Origin of the sequence: Nonomuraea sp. NPDC050680 (genome assembly GCF_040654555.1) — a bacterium.
Classification (GTDB): domain Bacteria; phylum Actinomycetota; class Actinomycetes; order Streptosporangiales; family Streptosporangiaceae; genus Nonomuraea.
The window spans coordinates 55,473-73,027 of sequence record NZ_JBFAIF010000013.1 but is presented as its reverse complement, the minus strand read 5'-3'; the positions used below and the strand labels follow the sequence as shown (position 1 = coordinate 73,027).

The window sequence follows — 17,555 nt, the reverse complement described above, 5'->3', positions numbered from 1 at the left end:
GGCGGGGGCCAATGAGTGAGAGAGGCAAGCGATCAGCCGTCAGGCTGACCGCTCGCGGTGCCATCGCGCTCGCCTTGATCGCCACGCTGGCGGCCTATGTCGTGGCCGCCCTGATCGACCTGCCGATCGTGGTCGGGCCGGTGTTCGTGGTGGCGAGCCTGCTCGGCGTGCTCCTGGTCAACCCGCGCGAGCTGCTGTCGCTGGTGGTGACGCCGCCGCTGGTGTTCTTCGTCGCGACGTTCTTCGTCGAGCTGGGCCGGGCGTTCGGCTCGGTGTCGATCGTGCAGTCGCTCGCGCTCGGCCTGTTCAGCTCGTTGTCACGTGGGGCGCCCTGGCTGTTCGCGGGCTCGGCGATCGTGCTCGTCGTCGCCTGGCGTCGCGGCCTGCGCGACAACGTGCGGGACCTGCGCGAGGACCTGCGGGCGGGCGCCGAAGCGCCGCGCCCGCGCCAGTCGTTCGTACCGGAGCCGGAGGGCTACTTCGAGCCCAAGGTGTACGGCACGGCGCGCACCGAGGACTGACCCGGCTGCCCCGGGACTGACCTGGCCAGTACCGGGACTGACCATGTCGTCGGGAACGCTGGCTACGCGCGTGTCCGGGTCAGGATGCTCACCAATTTCGTTAGTCATCCCTAGTGTTGTTTATGTATCTTGGGGTATGGAGTTGCTGCGCATGTCCAAGGCCGCGAAGCGTCTGGGTATCCACCCGATGACGCTTCGCCAGTGGGCTATCGACGGCAAGATCCCGTTTTCCTGGGTCGGTCGTGAGCGCCGGTTCTCCTCGCTCGATGTGGAAAATTTGAAGCGCGGCAGCGGCTCGACAGCCTCCCGTCCAAGGCGGGAGGTTCTGTATGTGCGCGTGTCCGGCTCGTCCGGGCAGGAGTCCTGGCTGGCAGCGCAGGAACAGGAGTTGCGGGCCACGTCCACGGGTGAGGTCGTGAAGGTCGTCAGGGACCGTGGATCGGGCCTGCGGGAGAACCGGCCGGGCCTGAATCGGGTGTTGGCGATGGTTTGCGATGGCTCGGTGTCGGTGGTGCGGGTGACGCATGAGGACCGGCTGGCCCGGTTCGGGGTGGGATGGCTCAAGCGCCTGTTGTCCGTGTACGGCGTCACGCTCGAAGTCCTGCACCCGAACAAGTCCGGTGGCCGCGATGAACTCCTCGAAGACTTCGTGTCCTTGGTCACCACCTTCGCCGGTCGCGTGTACGGCATGCGCTCGACGGAGGCCCGCAAGCGGCTGCTGGCCGAGACCGGCCAGTGCGCCAGCGAGGAGGATGGTGCCGTGTGAGCCGGAAACTTCCGCTTGCCGAGGGCGAAACCTCCCGCACCGCATGCGCACGAGGCATGCTGCGCACCGCAGTGGATGAGAAGAGCGGCGAACTCCTGACCCCGGCTGTGCTGGCGGAGCGCGTCGGATGGGCTGTCGACCTCGTCGGTGGCATGGCCGGCGCGCTGATGGCCGGGCACTGGAACACGGCTGATGTGGACCGGCTGGCTGGTGGTGAGGACGCCGGGGGCCGCAGACTGCCGTCGAATGCGTGGATGGCCCTGCGACGCCTCGGCTGGACGGCTGCCCCGCCCGAGGGGATCAAGGTCAACGACCGTATCGTCCGCATGGCCCAAGAGGCGGCCGGGCGGACGCTGCGGTCGGCGAAATGGCGCGCCGACCTGACCGCCGCAGTACTGGCCACCTGGCCCGCCGATCCGAACACGCGCACCGCCCAGGAGTGGGAGCAGGTCCGTGCGGCGGCACCCGGTGGGCAGTTCCTGCCGTCCAGCGTGATCAAGTCCCGCACCCGCCAAGCGGCTGCCTTCACCACCAAGCACGGGCGCCTTCCGGCCGATGTGTTCGAACTGGAACCCGCACCCCGGGCGGCGCGGATACTGCTGCTGTCGGCATGCGACAGCCAGCAGGCCACCATCGAACGCGCCGACGACTCCACCCGGGCGCTGCTGCGACTCCAGCTCCCCACCCGGCCCGACCCGCAGGCATACGCGGACTGGACGTGGGTCGCATGCCCCATCGCCCTGCCCCCGACGATCCCGCCGAGTGCGGTGCTGCACCTGCCCGCTGTGCGCATCCACGGCGGCCGGGCGCGGGTCGATCTCGCCTACACCGTGGCCGTCCCCACGACCCGGCGCACCGGACACACCGTTGCGCTCGGTGTGGACTGGGGGCTTAACACGCTGCTGAGCGCGGGTGCGGTACGGCTGCACAGCGACGGGAAGATCACCGCTCTCGGGGCCGGGGGGCAGTTCCGGGCTGCTGGGGTAGCGGCCAAGCAGCACCGGCTCCGGCGTCTGTCAGAGCGTCTGCACGCCAAGGCCGACCACTACCAGCGGCTCATGGACGGCCGCGCCCCCGATCCGGCTCTGGCCGGCCACCACACGCTCCTGTCGCAAGAGATCCAGCGCGTCTGCGCCCGCCGCTCCAACCTCAACGACGCCCTGTCCTGGGCCGCCGCCCGCTGGGCCGTGGACCAGGCCATCGCCGCCGGCGCCAGCGTCATCTACCTGGAAGACCTGCGCTCGATGGAGGCCAAGGGCATGGGCCGCACGCACAACACGCGCATGTCCCAGCAGGTGCGCGGCCAGATCACCGACCGGATGCGGCACCTCGCCGCCGAGACCGGCATCGCCGTGGTGAGCGTCCCAGCCCGCAACACCTCCAAGCACTGCCCCCAATGCCTCACACCACTGCGGCACCGCAAGGCACCCGACCGCCCCACGGTCGCGGGCTGGAAATGGGCCATCTGCCCCAACCAGTCCTGCGGCTGGCAAGGCGACCGTGACATGGGCGCCTGGCGCCGCATCGCCGCCCGCGGCCTGACCCATCAGGCCACGACCGTCATCGACCATGCCAGCGCAACCATGGCCATCCGCACCATCGTGGACAAGCTCGAAACCCAAGCCGTGGTCATCCCGACCACCACCATCAGCCGCAGCGACCGGTCCAAGACCGGACCCACTCGGCACAGGCCAACACGCCCCGCGCCCAGGCGACGCAGGGCACCCTCCCCCACCAGCCCTGCGGGCTCGGCGGGCAAGCGTCCGGGGGGACACGCACCCACGGACCGGGCCCGGCTGCCCCGCGCAGCCCACCGGAACCAGGACGTGACAACGATCAGCACACCCACCACGGGCCACCGGCCACGCGGGGCAGCCCTGGGCGCGGGATTCCACCTCCACGCCCACGCCACCCCACCACAGTGGGCACAACCCCCGCCAGACACCATGTCCGACGTGGGATCGCTCAGCTGATCAGAGACGCTCGGAGGTCCTTGCGGAGCTCGTGCGGCAGTGCGAAGCGCACGCTCTCGTGGACCGGCTCGACCTCGGCGACATCGTCGAACCCGTGCTCGGCCAGCCGGGCGAGCACCTCGGCGACCAGCTCCTCCGGCACCGAGGCGCCACTGGTCACGCCGACCGTGGTCACGCCTTCGAGCCACTCGTCACGGATGAAGGTGGCGTTGTCGACCAGGTAGGAGGCGTCGGCGCCGTAGTCCTTGGCCACCTCGACCAGGCGCTTGGAGTTGGAGGAGTTTTCCGACCCGACCACGATGACCAGCTGCGACTCGGCGGCGATCTCCTTGACCGCGACCTGGCGGTTCTGCGTCGCGTAGCAGATGTCGTCGCTGGGCGGGTCGATCAGCGTGGGGAAGCGTTCCTTGAGCTTGGCCACCGTCTCGTTGGTCTCGTCGACCGAGAGCGTGGTCTGCGACAGCCAGACCAGCTTGGACGGGTCCTTGACCTGGATCCGGTCAACGGAGTCGAGGCCGTCGACTAGCTGGATGTGGTCGGGCGCCTCACCGGCGGTGCCTTCGACCTCTTCGTGCCCCTCGTGCCCGATCAGCAGGATGTCGTATTCCTGACCGGCGAACCTCTTTGCCTCGTTATGCACCTTGGTGACCAGCGGGCAGGTAGCGTCGATCGTGCGCAATCCGCGTTGCCTGGCCTCGTCGTGCACCGCGGGCGAGACACCGTGGGCCGAGAACACCACGATCTCGCCCTCTGGCACTTCTTCGGTCTCCTCGACGAAGATGGCGCCTCTGGCCTCCAGCGTCTTGACCACGTGCGTGTTGTGAACGATCTGCTTACGCACGTAGACGGGCGCACCGTACTGCTCCAGGGCTTTCTCGACCGCCACCACGGCTCGATCGACTCCGGCGCAGTAGCCGCGTGGCCGGGCTACGAGCACTCGGCGGGAAGTGGGGGTCTGGGGCTCCATACTTCTTATGCTACGTGGAGCGGCCGACAGGCCCGCGCGTGCGTGGTTGCCCGCCGTGCCAGACTGGCCGTCCAATACAGACCTCCCAGGGAGACGTCATGTCCCTCAGCGACGTGATACGCAACATCACGAAGACCATCACCAACAAGGACGAGCTGAAGGAGAAGGCCAAGGACCTTCCGCTCCTCGTGATCCAGACCACTTTGAGCGCGGCCGGTCAGGCGCTGCTGCTCGTCGACCGGATGAAGAACTCGATCAGAGGGATCGGCGGCAAGGAGGACAAGGAGGCGGACCACGACTCCCGCCCGTCCGCCGTCGGCCAAGTGACCCCCTCCGCGGACGAGGAGGTGGCGAAGCCCGCTCGCAAGGAGCCGGTCATCTTCGCGCCGCGCCCCACGCCGTCCGACACCCCCGCGTCCAACGGCTCCCCCAAGACCAAGCCGGACCCGGTCATCTTCGCCCCGGCGGCCAAGCCGAAGCCCGAGGCCACCACCACCGAGACCGCTGCCACCGAGACTGTCGCCACCGCGCCCGCCCCGGTGACCACCCCCGAGCCGACCGTCGCCCCCGAGCCGGCCGTGGCGCCCGAGCCGATCGTGGCGCCCGAGCCCAAGGCCGCGCCGGAGCCTGCGTCTGCCACCGCCGAGCCCGCCGTTCTCGCCGAGCCCGCCGCCACCGTGGAGCCCGCGGTCGCGCCCGAGCCCGCAGCGGCCCCTGAGCCGGTGGCCGCGACCGTCGAGCCCGCTGTCGCGCCCGAACCCATCGCCGCCCCTGAGCCCAAGATCGCGCCTGAGCCTGAGGTCGCCGCCGTCGAGCCCGCCGTCGCCGCCGAACCGGTGGCCGGGGCGGAGCCGGTCGTCGCGCCGGAGCCCGTCGAGGTCAAGCCCGCGCGGGCCACCAAGCCGCGTACCCCTGCCAAGCCGCGGGCCACCGCCAAGCCGAAGGCCGCCCCCAAGGCCAAGCCCGCCACGGAGACGGTCACCGCCACCGAGACAGAGGCGACCACCGAGGCGAAGGCAAGCCCCAAGACGAAGGCGGCTCCCAAGGCGAAGGCCACCACCGAGGCAGCGGCCGTCGCCGAGACGAAGGTCGCCACCGACCTGGCCGAGCCACTGCCCGGCTACTCCGAGCTGACCGTCGCCTCCCTGCGCGCCAGGATGCGCGGCAAGTCGGCCGAGCAGATCACCGAGCTCATCGCGTACGAGCAGGCCACGAGCGGGCGGCCCGAGGTCGTCCGGATGTACGAGAACCGCCTGGTCAAGCTGCAGGCCGGAGAATAAGTCGTCCTGGCACCGTAGTCTTCCGCCATGACCTCGAAGACCTCGCCCGAGTCTCCGCTGCCGATCCGCACCGTCCTGCAGATGGTGGGCGGCTGGATCGGCAAGCTGGGCACGGTCTGGGTCGAGGGCCAGATCACCGATCTGAGCGCGCGTGGCGGCACGGTGTTCATGACGCTGCGCGACCCGGTGGCCAACGTGTCGGCCCGGGTCACCGCCCCGCGCGGCGTCTACGAAGCGACCGTGCCCCGCCCGGCCGACGGCGCGCGGGTCGTGGTGCACGTCAAGCCCGATTTCTGGGTCAACAAGGGCTCGTTCGCCTTCACCGCGCTGGAGATCAGGCCGATCGGCGTGGGCGAGCTGCTCGCGCGGCTCGAACGGCTGCGCCAGCTGCTGGCCGCCGAGGGCCTGTTCAACGCCGACAGGAAGCGGCGGCTGCCGTTCCTGCCCGGCACGGTCGGGCTGATCTGTGGCCGCGACTCGGCGGCCGAGCGCGACGTGCTGGAAAACTCCAGGCGCCGCTGGCCGGCCGTGCGGTTCAAGGTCGAGGAGGTGGCCGTCCAGGGCCCGTACGCCGTGGGCGAGGTCACCGAGGCGCTGCGCAAGTTCGACGCGGACGCCGAGATCGAGGTGATCGTCATCGCTCGTGGCGGCGGCTCCCTGGAAGACCTCCTGCCGTTCTCCGACGAGACGCTGGTGCGCTCCGTGGCCGCCTGCCGCACTCCTGTCGTGAGCGCGATCGGCCACGAGCAGGACAGTCCGCTGCTCGATCTGGTGGCCGACGTGCGGGCCTCGACGCCGACCGACGCCGCCAAGAAGGTGGTGCCCGACGTGGGCGAGCAGCTCACGCTGGTGCGTCAGCTGCGCGACAGGGGCCGCAGGGTGCTCGGCGGCTGGCTCGATCGGGAGATGTCCTGGCTGACGTCAGTGCGCTCGCGGCCCTCGCTGGCCGACCCGGTACGCGAGCTCGAACGCCGGGCCGAGCAGGCCGAGGCGCTGCGCGACCGGGCCAGGCGCTCGCTGAGCGGCTCGCTCGACCGCGCGGAGGACTCTCTGTCGCACCTCCGCGCCCGGCTCGTCGCCCTCTCACCCGCCGCCACGCTCGAACGCGGCTACGCCATCGTCCAGGATCCGTCCGGGGAGGTCGTCCGGCTGGCCAAGGACGTGGCCCCCGGCTCCCTACTGACGATCCGGCTCAGCGACGACCGCCTGACCGTCCGTACGGAAGACCCCGCCAAACCCCGCAAACCCCGCAAGAAGGCCTCCGAGGAAACCGCCTCCTGAGCCGGCTTTCAAGGGCGACCCACTCCGGAGCCGGCCTTCGAGGGCGACCGGCTCTCGAAACCGCTTGAACCGGACTCCGAGGGCGACCTGCCCTGCCTCATGTCCTGATCGTCTGGGTCAGGGCGTCGAATCCGGCCTTGATCTCCTCGATCGACATGCCGCGTTCGTCGCGCTGGTATTGGAGCAGGTGGGCGTTGATCGGCGCCAGCAGCGCGTCGGCCAGGAAGTTCGCGCCTTCCGGGCGTACCTGCGCGAGGAGCCCGGCCAGGTGGGTGTGATGCGCCCGGTACGCCCCACTGAGCTGTGCGGTCGGCGGCCCGAGCAGCAGGAACAGGTCCATCTGCTCGACCACCCGATCGATCAGCGCGTGCAGGAACGCCCTGATCCGCTCGGCAGGAGGCGCGCCCGGCCCGACCGGCGGCAGCCCGCGCAGGAAGTCCTCCTGGAAGCGCCGCTCGCGATCGTCGATCAGCGCCAGCACCAGCCCCGCCCGATCCCCGAAGCGACGGTAGACGGTGCCGACCCCCACGCACGCCTCACGGGCGACCTCGTCGAGGGAGAGACGGCCCACGCACCCATCGGCCACCATCCTGGCGGCCACCTCGATGATCTTCTGTCTGTTGCGCGCCGCGTCAGCCCGTTCGGGCTGGGGCTGTCCGATGATCGGCAATGATCGGCGCTCGCACACAGGCTGAGCATAATCCTGGAAAACGGAAATTTCTCCGGCTAGGCTTTGGCTGCCATAAATGGAGAAATTTCCGATTCGAGGAGCGATCATGGCGAACGACTTCAACGAGCAGATCATCGCTGAGTTCCGCGCCAACAAGGGCAAGGTCGGCGGCATGTTCGAGGGTGCCAACCTGGTGCTTCTCACGACCACGGGCGCCAAGAGCGGCAAGCGTACGACCAGCCCGGTGATGTACTTCGAGGACGGTGACCGCTACATCGTCATCGCCTCGTACGCCGGCGCGGACCGCCACCCGGCGTGGTACCACAACCTGGTCGCCAACCCCGAGGTGACCGCCGAGATCGGGACGGAGACGTACGAGCTCACGGCCGAGGTCGTGGGCGAGGAAGAGCGCGACAGGCTCTATGCCCACGTGGTCACGATCGCCCCGGGTTTCGCGGAGTATCAGGAGAAGACCACCCGCCGCATCCCGGTGGTGGCCCTCCGCCGCTCCGCCTGACGGGCATCAGCGGCTAGAACGGGGCGTCGTCCGACTGGGCGGTGGTGGGGTCGGCGCGGCGGGCCATGGCGGCGGCGAGCTTCACCCGGGCGCCCTGCAGCCACTCCTCGCAGATGGCGGCCAGCTTCTCGCCGCGCTCCCACAGCTCGATCGACTGCTCCAGGGTGAGCCCGCCCGTCTCCAGGCGGCGCACCACCTCGGTCAGCTCCTCGCGGGCCTGCTCGTATGAGGGTGCCTTCTCTTCTGCCACGGGCACCACCCTAGAGTCAGGCACCGACATCCCGCGCCCTGGCCCGCCGAGGAGCCTCGGCGACGAGCGGCTCAGCCCGTCGCCACGGGTCAGCCCGCCGCCTCCCGATCGGAGGCGCGGGTCGTCAGTCCGCCGCCTCCTGGTTGGGGGTGCGGGTCGTCAGCCCGAGGTGCGCGTCGTCAGCCCGCCGCCTCCGGGTTGGAGGCGTGGGTCAGCTCGTCGCCTTCGGTCGCTGCTGCAGGATGGCGGCCAGTTCGCCCAGTTCGGTCCAGTCGGCCGTGCCGGTGACGACCAGCGTGACCTCCGGCAGCACCCGGATCAGCGAGCGCTGTTTCTTGTCCTCGCGGAAGCGCTGCTCCCAGGGCTGCCCGGCCACCTGCTGGGTGCCCACGGCCCGGTTGGAGTTGGCCATCCGGTCGGCGAACCCGGCGGCCGGCTTCTCGTCGCTCTGCACGAACATGGCGTGCTGCCTCTTGGCCGTCGCATAGCCCAGGTAGAGAACCTGGGCCCCGCCGGAGCCCTTGGCGATCTTGTTGCTGTTGGGGACCCAGCCCGCCGGGTCCTTCGCGGGCGCCCACACCTGGTAGGGCACCTCATGCCCGAAGTTGGCGACGGTGATGGAGTAGTCGAGCTTGGGGATGTGCTCCTCCCGGCTCTGCGGCGTGACCAGCAGAAATAGCCCTATCCCCACGAGACAGACGAGCAGGGCTACCGCGTAGCCGTAGAAACCTTCCGTGAACCGTCGCACAACTGGCGAGATTACCCGCTGGTGGTGCCGCCCGACGAAGTGGCCAGGCGGATCTACCCGCCGCCCGACCAACGGGTGGACGGATCTACCCGCCGCCCGACCAAACGGGTGGACGGATCTACCCGCCGCCCGATGAAGCGGCCGGGCGGATCTGGCCGATGATGGCGAGCACGTCCTCGGCCAGCCCGGGGTCGTCCGACAGCACCACCTCGGAGACGGCGGCCGCGAGCGCGCCGGTGAGGACGACCACCAGCGCCTCCTGGTCCTCGAAGAGCGCGGCGTTGCGCTCGGCCCACTTGCGCAGGCGGGCGCGCATGACGAGCTCGAAGCCGGGCGGCCCGTCGCCGCGCAGGAACAGCGCGGCCAGCTCGCGTTCCTCGATGCACCCGTCGAGGTAGGCGCGGGCGGCGCGGATGAAGACCCGCATCGGGTCGTTCTCTCCTTCGCCGCGAGCCTCGCGGGCGGCCTGCTTGGTCCGCTGGGCCTGCCTGGCCTGCCACTCCTCGAACAGCGTGAGGTAGAGGTCGGCCTTGCCGGAGAAGTGGTGGTAGAGGCTGCCCACGCTGGCGTCGGCCTTGGCCACCACATCGGTCACTCCGGCCTCGGCGAAACCCTTGGAGACGAAGACGTCTCTGGCGGCCTTGAGTAGCGCGCTGCGCGTGGCCGCGCCTCGCCCGGAGGTGCGGGCTGTCGCCGGTTGTTCCACATCGCTGCTCATGGCAGGCACATTATCCTCCGGTGACCGGGGATACAGGGACAACTACGATCGAGACAGTTTGTCCACGAGGAGGCCCTTCATCATGTCCGACCAGACGTCCGTACCCGCAGCGCTGGCCACGGGAGAGCGCGCCCCTGATCGCAACCTGGCTCTGGAGCTCGTACGCGTCACCGAGGCGGCCGCGATGGCGGCGGCCCGCTGGGTGGGCAGGGGCGACAAGAACGGCGCGGACGGCGCCGCGGTCAACGCGATGCGCCAGCTGATCAATACCGTGTCGATGAACGGGGTGGTGGTCATCGGGGAGGGCGAGAAGGACCACGCCCCGATGCTGTTCAACGGCGAGCGCGTCGGCGACGGCAGCGGCGCCGACTGCGATGTGGCCGTGGACCCGATCGACGGCACCCGGCTGACGGCGCTCGGCATGCCGGACGCCGTATCGGTGATCGCGGTGAGCGAGCGCGGCTCGATGTACGACCCGTCGGCCGTGTTCTACATGGAGAAGCTGGTCACCGGCCCCGACGCCGCGGACGTGGTCGACATCGAGGCTCCGGTGGCCACGAACATCCAGGCGGTCGCCAGAGCCAAGGGGTGTTCGTCCTCCGACGTGACGGTGGTCGTACTCGACCGCCCCCGGCACGAGCAGATGGTCAAGGAGATCAGGGAGACCGGGGCGCGGATCAAGTTCATCGTCGACGGCGACGTGGCGGGCGCGATCATGGCGGCCCGCGCCGACACCGGCATCGACCTCATGCTGGGCATCGGCGGCACACCCGAGGGCATCGTGGCCGCGTGCGCGCTCAAGTGCCTGGGCGGCGTCATCCAGGGCAAGCTGTGGCCACGCGACGACGCCGAGCGGCAGAAGGCGCTCGACGCCGGGCACGACCTCGGCCAGGTGCTGACCACGAACGACCTGGTGCGTTCGGAGGACGTGTTCTTCGCGGCGACGGGCATCACGCAGGGCGAGCTCATGCAGGGCGTACGGTTCAGGGGCGGGGTGGCGCTGACGCACTCCCTGGTGATGCGCGGGCGTTCCGGCACCATCCGCAAGGTGGACAGCGAGCACCAGCTCACGAAGCTGCGCGCCTACAGCGCGATCAACTTCGACACTGCCGGATAGGGGCCGGATAGGGACCGGATAGGGACCGGATAGGGACCGGATAGGGATCAGCGGCGGCGCTTGCGGCGAGGCGGCTCTTTGACCTTGACGTCGCCCGCGAAGTTCGTGGTGCGCACCTCGACCACCGGCGCGCCGGGCTCGGTCGGCTGCTTGGTCAGCCGGACCGTGCTGCCCTTCGCGACGCGGATCACCTCAAGGCCCTCGGGCACGTGGATCTCCAGACCGCCGAAGACCAGCGTCGCGTTGATCACGATGCGCCGGTTCTGCAGGATGGCTTCGCGGAAGTCCAGCTTGGTGGTGCCGAACATGGTGGTCACGCTCAGCTCGGCGGGCACCACCCAGCGTCCGCCGCGCTGCTCCTGCTTGAAGAACGCCGACACCGGCCTGCCGTCGAGGTTCAGCGGTTGCTGCTCCGCCGGCAGCAGGTCGGCCGTCACCGCGGCGAGCTCGCCCAGCGTCCGCGCCGAGTAGACGACGCCGAGCCGTTCCTCCAGCTCGTCGAGCATGAGGCGGCCGTCGGCATGGGCGTCCTGGAGCACCTGGACGAACCGCTCGCGATCCTCGTCGGAAGCGCGTAGTTCGTGCGGGCGCGGGGCGCTGTCATCCTCTTTGGGGCGGCGTGCCGAGACCCATTCCTCGGCCAGCCGTTCTCCGACTTCTTGCAGGCGTGGCAACCAGGATCCCGGGCGTTCATTCACACTTCTGACGATATCCGGCAGTCGGCCACTTCGCTCGCGCCTCGGGCGCCGCGCCAGCCGAAAGTGCCCCGAAAGTCAGCCGAGAGTCGGCCGAGAGTCAGCCGAGCCGCGCGACCAGGGCCGCGATCTCCTCCGCGAGCGCCTCGTCGACTTCGGCGTGGCGGTTGAGCAGGCGGTACCACATGGCGCCGAAGATCAGATCGACCGCGAGCTCCACGTCCACGTCGGCGGGGAGCGCGCCGCGTTCCAGCACCGAGCTCAACGCCTGCCTGCGCGGGCCGATGAGCTTGGCCCGTAGCTCCGCACCGAACTGGGGATCGGACTGGGCCTCGGCCATGAGACCCACGACCACCTGACCGGCCACGCCATGGGCCACCGCGAACGTCTCGCGCAGGAACGCGACCAGGTCAGCCCCCGCGTCGCCGCTGTCGGGCGGGGGCTGCATCTCGGCCCCTACCAGGTCGGTCATCGCCTCCAGCAGCACCTCGCGTTTGGTCTGCCACCAGCGGTAGAGGGTCTGCCTGCCGACGCCCGCCGCGACGGCGATGCCCTTCAGGGTGACGTTCGGGTATCCGTCGCGCTCGCACAGGTCGAGCGCGGCCTTGAGGATCGCCTTCCTGGCCACCTCGCTACGCGGTCTGCCTACCATGCCCGCCACTTTACAAGACACGATGCCTCGATATAGTTTCGAGGCAAGATGTCTTGAATTAGGAGGAAACACGATGCGAGTCGTGATCATTGGCGGCACCACGGGTATCGGGCTGGCGACGGCGACCCGGCTGGCGGCCGACGGCGCCGAGGTGGTCATCACCGGCCGGTCCGCCGAGCGGGTGGCGGCCGCGGTGAAGCTGCTCGGCGACCGGGCCTCGGGCGAGGCCGTGGACGCCCGTGACACCGAGGCGATGCGCGATCTCTTCGCCAGGACCGGTGCCATCGACCATCTGATCATCACCGTGACCGGCCGCGGACCCGCCGGGCCGCTGCGTTCACTGACGAAGGAGGCGCTGGTCGAGGCCGTACAGAACAAGCTGATCCCGCATCTGCTGGCCGCGCAGGCCGCCCTGGACGTACTCGATCCCGAGGGTTCGATCACGTTCGTGACCGCGGCGTCGGCGGGCTCGGCCTTCCCCGGCGTCTCCGCTCTGGCGGCGGTGAACGGCGCGATCGAGGCCGCGGTGCCCGGCCTGGCGGTCGAGCTCGGCCCGATCCGGGTGAACGCCGTCTCCCCCGGCGTGATCGACACCGAGTGGTGGTCCGGACTCGCCACCGAGGCGCGGGAGGCCCTGTTCGCCCACGCGGCGGGGAGCTCGCCGGTCGGCCGGGTGGGCCGGCCGGAGGACGTGGCGGCGACGATCGCCTACGTGGTGGGCAACTCCTTCGTCACCGGAACGGTGCTGACCGTCGACGGAGGGGGCAGGCTGAAGGCATGAGGACGATCCTGATCACCGGCGCGACGGACGGGCTCGGGCGGGAGCTGGCGCGGCGGCTCGCCGTCGGCGACCGCGTCATCGTGCACGGACGCGACCCGGAGCGGGTACGGCAGGCGCGGGCCGACGCGGAGGAGGTACGGCAGGCGCGGGCCGACGCGGAGGAGGTACGGCAGGCGCGGGCCGACGGGGGTGGCACCACCGAGGGTGTGCTGGCCGACCTGGCCGACCTGAGCCAGGTGGACCGGCTGGCCGACGAGGTGCTCGACCGGTTCGACCGGCTCGACGTGCTGGTCAACAACGCCGGGATGGGCGGCGGTCCGCCCGGCTCCGGCCGCGCGGAGAGCCAGGACGGCATCGAGCTCCGCTTCGCGGTCAACTACCTGGCCGGATACCACCTGACCCGGCGGCTGCTCCCACTACTCGGCAAGTCGGCGCCGTCGAAGGTGGTGAACGTCGCCTCGGCCGGGCAGCAGGCGATCGACTTCGCCGACCCGATGCTGACCCACGGCTACGGGCGTCAGCGCGCGTACAGCCAGAGCAAGCTCGCGCAGATCATGTTCACCTTCGACCTGGCCGAGGAGCTGGCCGGGCAGGGCGTGACGGTCAACGCCCTGCACCCGGCCACGTACATGGACACCACGATGGTCCGCGAAGCGGGGGCGCCGGTGATGAGCACGGTCGACGAGGGCGTGGCGGCGACGCGGCGGCTGATCGACGGGCTCGACGGCGTGAGCGGGCGTTACTTCAACGGACAGCGGGAGAGCCGGGCCGACGCCCAGGCATACGACCTCGCGGCGCGGAAGCGATTGCGCGAGCTCAGCGACGACCTGGTACGGCGAGCGCTGGGCTGATCCACAGGCCACTGGCACGGGCGGCGACGTCACAGGGGGATGCCGCCACAGGGCAGCGGCATCACAGGGCCGTGGGAAGGTGGCGAAAGGGCTGGCCAAGCGGCTAACCTGACCCCGCCTCACGTTCCCCCCATCAGGAGGCCGCCGTGCCGACTCCTCGTGATCGCCAGGCCCGTACAGCCACGTTCGTCGTGTACGCGGTGCAGGGCCTCTCGTTCATCACGCTGCTCGCCCAGGTCGCGAACCTGCAGACCAAACACCGGCTCGACGAGGGCGCCCTGACGATCCTGCTGCTCATCGTGCCGGTCTTCGCCGGGCTGGGCAGCGCGGGCGCCGGCTGGTTCGCCTCGCGCCGGGGCAGCAAGCCGCTGCTCCGTCTCGCGCAGCCGGTCGTCGCCGTCGCCGTGGTGCTCATCGCCCTCGCGCCGAGCGTGCCGCTGCTGGTGCTCGCGTTGCTGCTGTTCGGCCTCGGGCTCGGCGCGGTCGACGCGGGCATCAACATGCAGGGCGTGGCCGTCGAACGTCGTTACGGCCGGGCCGTGCTGAACGGCTTCCACTGCATGTGGAGCGTGTTCAGCACGGCCGGGGCGCTCTGGGCGTCGGCCGCCGCCGAGCTTCCCTTGCTGGTCACGATGACCGTTCCGATGGTCGTGGCGGTGGCGGGCTCCCTGTACGCCGGGCCGCGGCTGTGCACCGTCGAGGAGGAGAAGGTCGAGGAGAGCGCCGCGACGGCCGCCGGCGGGTTCCCGTGGAAGCCGATCATCCCGCTCTGCCTGGCGATGGCCTTCCTGTACATCGGGGACGCCTCGGTCTCCAACTTCAGCACCGTCTACATGCAGCAGGTGCTGGCCGCGACCCCCGCGGTCGTCCCGCTGGCCTACGCCGCCTACCAGGCCACCACGCTGCTGATCAGGCTCGGCGGCGACGTCGCCGTCAGGAAGTACGGCCCGGCCGCGATCGTCAGGATCGGCGGCGCGATCGCCACCCTCGGCTTCCTGGGCATCGTCCTGGCGCCCAGCCAGCCGCTGGCCATCCTGGCGTTCGGCCTGACCGGGGTGGGGCTGTCGGTGATCGCGCCGCAGTCGTTCTCGGCGGCGGGGCGACTCGACCCGGCGGGGACGGGCGTGGCCATCGCGCGGGTCAACATGTTCAACTACGTCGGCTTCATCGTGGGCGCGGCGCTGGTCGGCGGCATCGCCAGCGCCAGCGACATGCAGGTGGCGTTCGTCGCGCCGCTGGTGCTGTCCGCCGGGATCATCATCCTGGCCAGGGGCTTCGAGCCGCGACGGGTCAAAGAGGCCGCATGACCGTCAGCCGGTCGAGCAGCAGCGCCTGGCGCGGACCTGGCGCCACCTCACTCCGACGGACACGCTCATTGCGTCACCTCGGTCACCTCCGCGACCTCGACGGGGCGGTGTTCGCGGCGGGAGAGCTCGGCGGCCTCGGCGACGTACAGGGCCGCCAGAGCGTCCTCGATGGAGCACAGGCTCACGTCGCTGCGCAGGAAGCAGTCGATCTCGGCGGCGTACGCGTCGGCGAAGCGGGTGACGAAGTCGGGCCACGGCTCCCCGGGCGGTTGCAGGCCCTCTGAGCTGCTCAGGGGCGCGCGCGGGCCGAGGCCGACGGCCCGGGTGCCCTTCGTACCGGCCAGTTCCATGCGCACGTCGTAGCCGGCGCCGTTGTAGCGGGAGCCCTGCAGCGTGGCCAGCGTGCCGTCATCGAGCGTGAGCAGCGCGGCGCTGGTGTCGACGTCGCCCGCCGCGCCGAAGAAGGCGGCGCCCCGGTTCGCGCCGGTCGCGTACACGGACGCCACCTCTCGCCCTGTCACCCAGCGCAGGATGTCGAAGTCGTGGATGTGGCAGTCGCGGTAGATACCGCCGGAAAGTGGGATGTACTCGGCGGGCGGCGGCGCCGGATCCGCGGTGATGAGGTGAACCCGGTGCAACTCCCCCAGCTCACCGCCACGCAGCGCCATCGCCGCGTCGATGTAACCGGGGTCGAACCTGCGCTGGAAGCCGATCTGCACCCGGTTGCCCCGGCCGGCCGCGAGCACCTCCACGGTCTCCTTGACGCTCCCCGCGACCGGTTTCTCGCAGAACACCGGGATGCCCAGCCCGCACGCCTTCAGCAGGAGCTCGGCGTGCGTGCCGGTCGGGGTGGCGATGACCAGCGCGTCCGCCTCGAAGGGGTCTCCCGCTCTGCCGTACGGCGAGTCGCGTACGGGATCCGAGACGACCAGCTCGTCCACCAGCGGATGTGCGGCCAGGGTGGCCGCGTGAAACGCGCCGATCCTGCCCAAGCCCAGCAGTCCCACGCGCATGGCGCCTCCAATGAGGTGGGGTCTTCTTTCTAAGCGAGACCTTCTCCATCAGTCAATATTTTGTCCTGACATTCTGACCTTTAAGCCTTGGATGACCTCCGCGGCGCGGTGGGCGGGGAGGCGGGCGAAGCCGACCACGACCCCGGGCGGTCCGGGCGTGAGACGCGTCGGGCCGACCGGGTCGGCGGCCAGGCCCAGCTCCCGCGCCGGCCCTACGAAGGCGTCCTCGTCCGAGCCCGGCGGCAGGTCCAGGTAGGCGTGCAGGCCCGCCGCGATACCCCGGACGCGCACCTCGGGCAGGTGCTCGGCCACGGCCTTGACCAGGGCGTCCCTGCGACGCCGGTACTCCCGGCGCATCCGGCGCAGGTGCTTGTCATAGCCGCCGGTACGCAGGAAGTGGGCCAGGGCGTACTGGTCGATGACCGGCGAGCCCAGGTCCAGCTCGCCTCTCGCCTGCCGCATGGACTCGGCCAGCTCGGCGGGGGCCGCCACCCAGCCGAGCCGCAGCCCGGGGGCCAGCGCCTTGCTGACGCTGCCGGACAGGATCACCCGGGCGGGGGCGAGGCCCTGCAGGCAGCCGACGGGGTCGCGGTCGAAGCGGAACTCGGCGTCGTAGTCGTCCTCCAGCACGACCCCGCCGCTCTCGGCGGCCCACTCCATGAGGGCGACCCGCCGGGCCGGGGAGAGCACGACGCCGGTGGGGTACTGGTGGGCGGGGGTGATCAGGACCGCGTCCGCTCCGCGCGCCCGCAGCTCCGTCACGACGAGGCCCTGGTCGTCCACCGGGACGGGGACTAGCTCGGCGCCCGCCCGCAGGAGGAGGGGGACCTGGCGGTGGCTGTTCGGGTCCTCCACGGCCAGCCGCAGGCCGCGGGTCCCCTGGGTGAGCACGTGGAGTGCCAGGCTGATCCCCTGGGCCACCCCGCCGACGATCACCAGGTTGTCGGCGCGCACGTCCGCCGCCCGGACCCGCCGCAGGTAGCCGGCCAGCTCGTCGCGCAGCTCCGGGACGCCGCCGGGGTCGCCGTAGTCGAACACGTCGGAGGGCATCGTGGTGAGCACATGGCGTACGGAGGCCAGCCAGCGCTCCCGGGGAAAGCAGCCGAGGTCGGGAGAGGTGGGGCGGTGGCCGTAGTGGGGGCTGTAGACGGGGCCTGGGTCACTCGCGGGGACCGCGTCCGTCATTGAGCGGGACGAGATTGGCGCCACCTGGGTGCCCGCGCCCACACGGGAGATCAGGAACCCCTCGGCCACCAGCTGCTCGTACGCTTCGACCACGACCCCCCGCGAGACCTGGAGGTCGGCGGCCAGGTCGCGGCTGGCGGGCAGCCGAGTGCCCGGGGTGAGGCGGCCATGCCGGATGGACTCGCGAATCTCCGCCGCGATCTGCCCGGCGATGCCCCCCTGATCACGATTTATCGAGACGTGTAGGTCAGCCACATTGGTCC

19 protein-coding genes are annotated in these 17,555 nt (G+C 70.6%); 10 read left to right on the top strand and 9 right to left on the bottom strand.

Features of this window, described 5'->3' with window-relative positions; translation table 11 throughout:
• Window positions 1-11: 11 nt before the first annotated feature.
• The 3 genes from AB0H88_RS34030 to AB0H88_RS34020 all read left to right on the top strand — a co-directional run bounded on the left by AB0H88_RS34030 (window position 12) and on the right by AB0H88_RS34020 (window position 3,260).
• Entirely contained in the window at window positions 12-521 is a 510-nt protein-coding gene (locus tag AB0H88_RS34030) for a DUF6542 domain-containing protein (protein ID WP_357651771.1), read from the top strand.
• A 151-nt stretch (window positions 522-672) separates the two neighbouring features.
• Window positions 673-1,287 (top strand): IS607 family transposase, encoded by a 615-nt coding sequence (locus AB0H88_RS34025; protein WP_357651769.1) that lies wholly within the window; start codon window positions 673-675, stop codon window positions 1,285-1,287.
• 56 nt (window positions 1,288-1,343) lie between these two features.
• A complete protein-coding gene (locus AB0H88_RS34020; RefSeq protein WP_357651767.1) occupies window positions 1,344-3,260 on the top strand; it encodes a zinc ribbon domain-containing protein in 1,917 nt (638 codons plus the stop codon).
• Here AB0H88_RS34020 and AB0H88_RS34015 read toward each other — a convergent pair.
• On the bottom strand, window positions 3,253-4,227 hold the full coding sequence (locus AB0H88_RS34015; RefSeq protein ID WP_357651765.1) for a 4-hydroxy-3-methylbut-2-enyl diphosphate reductase: 975 nt from the start codon (window positions 4,225-4,227) through the stop codon (window positions 3,253-3,255). The genes AB0H88_RS34020 and AB0H88_RS34015 overlap by 8 nt on opposite strands.
• A gap of 98 nt (window positions 4,228-4,325) precedes the next feature.
• Between AB0H88_RS34015 and AB0H88_RS34010 the strand changes: the two genes are divergently transcribed.
• Together AB0H88_RS34010 and xseA are read left to right on the top strand one after the other, a co-directional pair.
• Window positions 4,326-5,507, top strand: a complete 1,182-nt coding sequence (locus AB0H88_RS34010) for a hypothetical protein (protein ID WP_357651764.1) — start codon at window positions 4,326-4,328, stop codon at window positions 5,505-5,507.
• 27 nt (window positions 5,508-5,534) lie between these two features.
• Window positions 5,535-6,788, top strand: a complete 1,254-nt coding sequence (gene xseA, locus AB0H88_RS34005; RefSeq protein WP_357651762.1) for an exodeoxyribonuclease VII large subunit — start codon at window positions 5,535-5,537, stop codon at window positions 6,786-6,788.
• A 97-nt stretch (window positions 6,789-6,885) separates the two neighbouring features.
• Here the strand turns inward: xseA and AB0H88_RS34000 are convergent, their stop codons facing one another.
• On the bottom strand, window positions 6,886-7,476 hold the full coding sequence (locus tag AB0H88_RS34000) for a helix-turn-helix domain-containing protein (RefSeq protein ID WP_357651760.1): 591 nt from the start codon (window positions 7,474-7,476) through the stop codon (window positions 6,886-6,888).
• Window positions 7,477-7,564: 88 nt separating this feature from the next.
• On the opposite strand from AB0H88_RS34000, the gene AB0H88_RS33995 reads away from it, so the two are divergent.
• On the top strand, window positions 7,565-7,975 hold the full coding sequence (locus tag AB0H88_RS33995) for a nitroreductase family deazaflavin-dependent oxidoreductase (protein WP_357651758.1): 411 nt from the start codon (window positions 7,565-7,567) through the stop codon (window positions 7,973-7,975).
• A gap of 13 nt (window positions 7,976-7,988) precedes the next feature.
• Here AB0H88_RS33995 and AB0H88_RS33990 read toward each other — a convergent pair whose 3' ends face one another.
• The 3 genes from AB0H88_RS33990 to AB0H88_RS33980 all read right to left on the bottom strand — a co-directional run bounded on the left by AB0H88_RS33990 (window position 7,989) and on the right by AB0H88_RS33980 (window position 9,691).
• Window positions 7,989-8,255 (bottom strand): exodeoxyribonuclease VII small subunit, encoded by a 267-nt coding sequence (locus AB0H88_RS33990; RefSeq protein ID WP_357651756.1) that lies wholly within the window; start codon window positions 8,253-8,255, stop codon window positions 7,989-7,991.
• A 181-nt stretch (window positions 8,256-8,436) separates the two neighbouring features.
• Entirely contained in the window at window positions 8,437-8,973 is a 537-nt protein-coding gene (locus AB0H88_RS33985; protein WP_357651753.1) for a DUF4245 domain-containing protein, read from the bottom strand.
• A gap of 118 nt (window positions 8,974-9,091) precedes the next feature.
• Window positions 9,092-9,691, bottom strand: coding sequence for a TetR/AcrR family transcriptional regulator (locus AB0H88_RS33980; RefSeq protein WP_357651751.1), 600 nt, complete (start codon window positions 9,689-9,691; stop codon window positions 9,092-9,094).
• An 82-nt stretch (window positions 9,692-9,773) separates the two neighbouring features.
• On the opposite strand from AB0H88_RS33980, the gene glpX reads away from it, so the two are divergent.
• Window positions 9,774-10,808: a class II fructose-bisphosphatase gene (gene glpX, locus AB0H88_RS33975; protein ID WP_357651749.1), complete on the top strand. Its 1,035-nt coding sequence runs from the start codon at window positions 9,774-9,776 to the stop codon at window positions 10,806-10,808.
• A gap of 47 nt (window positions 10,809-10,855) precedes the next feature.
• On the opposite strand, the gene AB0H88_RS33970 is transcribed toward glpX, so the two are convergent.
• Window positions 10,856-11,506, bottom strand: a complete 651-nt coding sequence (locus AB0H88_RS33970; protein ID WP_357651747.1) for a DUF1707 domain-containing protein — start codon at window positions 11,504-11,506, stop codon at window positions 10,856-10,858.
• 97 nt (window positions 11,507-11,603) lie between these two features.
• Window positions 11,604-12,155: a TetR/AcrR family transcriptional regulator gene (locus AB0H88_RS33965; RefSeq protein ID WP_357651744.1), complete on the bottom strand. Its 552-nt coding sequence runs from the start codon at window positions 12,153-12,155 to the stop codon at window positions 11,604-11,606.
• Window positions 12,156-12,228: 73 nt separating this feature from the next.
• Here AB0H88_RS33965 and AB0H88_RS33960 point away from each other — a divergent pair, with 73 nt between their 5' ends.
• The 3 genes from AB0H88_RS33960 (at window position 12,229) to AB0H88_RS33950 (ending at window position 15,094) form a co-directional block, all read left to right on the top strand.
• Window positions 12,229-12,936 (top strand): SDR family oxidoreductase, encoded by a 708-nt coding sequence (locus tag AB0H88_RS33960; RefSeq protein WP_357651741.1) that lies wholly within the window; start codon window positions 12,229-12,231, stop codon window positions 12,934-12,936.
• The gene (locus tag AB0H88_RS33955) at window positions 12,933-13,787 is read left to right on the top strand and encodes an SDR family NAD(P)-dependent oxidoreductase (protein WP_357651739.1); all 855 of its coding nucleotides are present in this window, start codon (window positions 12,933-12,935) and stop codon (window positions 13,785-13,787) included. The genes AB0H88_RS33960 and AB0H88_RS33955 overlap by 4 nt, the downstream gene beginning before the upstream one ends.
• Window positions 13,788-13,933: 146 nt before the next feature.
• Window positions 13,934-15,094 carry an MFS transporter gene (locus tag AB0H88_RS33950; RefSeq protein ID WP_357651737.1) on the top strand — a complete coding sequence of 387 codons (1,161 nt, stop codon included), beginning with the start codon at window positions 13,934-13,936 and terminating at the stop codon, window positions 15,092-15,094.
• Window positions 15,095-15,159: 65 nt separating this feature from the next.
• Here the strand turns inward: AB0H88_RS33950 and AB0H88_RS33945 are convergent, their stop codons facing one another.
• Both AB0H88_RS33945 and AB0H88_RS33940 read right to left on the bottom strand, forming a co-directional pair.
• Window positions 15,160-16,107 (bottom strand): Gfo/Idh/MocA family oxidoreductase, encoded by a 948-nt coding sequence (locus tag AB0H88_RS33945; RefSeq protein WP_357651735.1) that lies wholly within the window; start codon window positions 16,105-16,107, stop codon window positions 15,160-15,162.
• Window positions 16,108-16,155: 48 nt separating this feature from the next.
• Window positions 16,156-17,547 (bottom strand): PLP-dependent aminotransferase family protein, encoded by a 1,392-nt coding sequence (locus AB0H88_RS33940; RefSeq protein ID WP_357651732.1) that lies wholly within the window; start codon window positions 17,545-17,547, stop codon window positions 16,156-16,158.
• Window positions 17,548-17,555 lie beyond the last annotated feature (8 nt).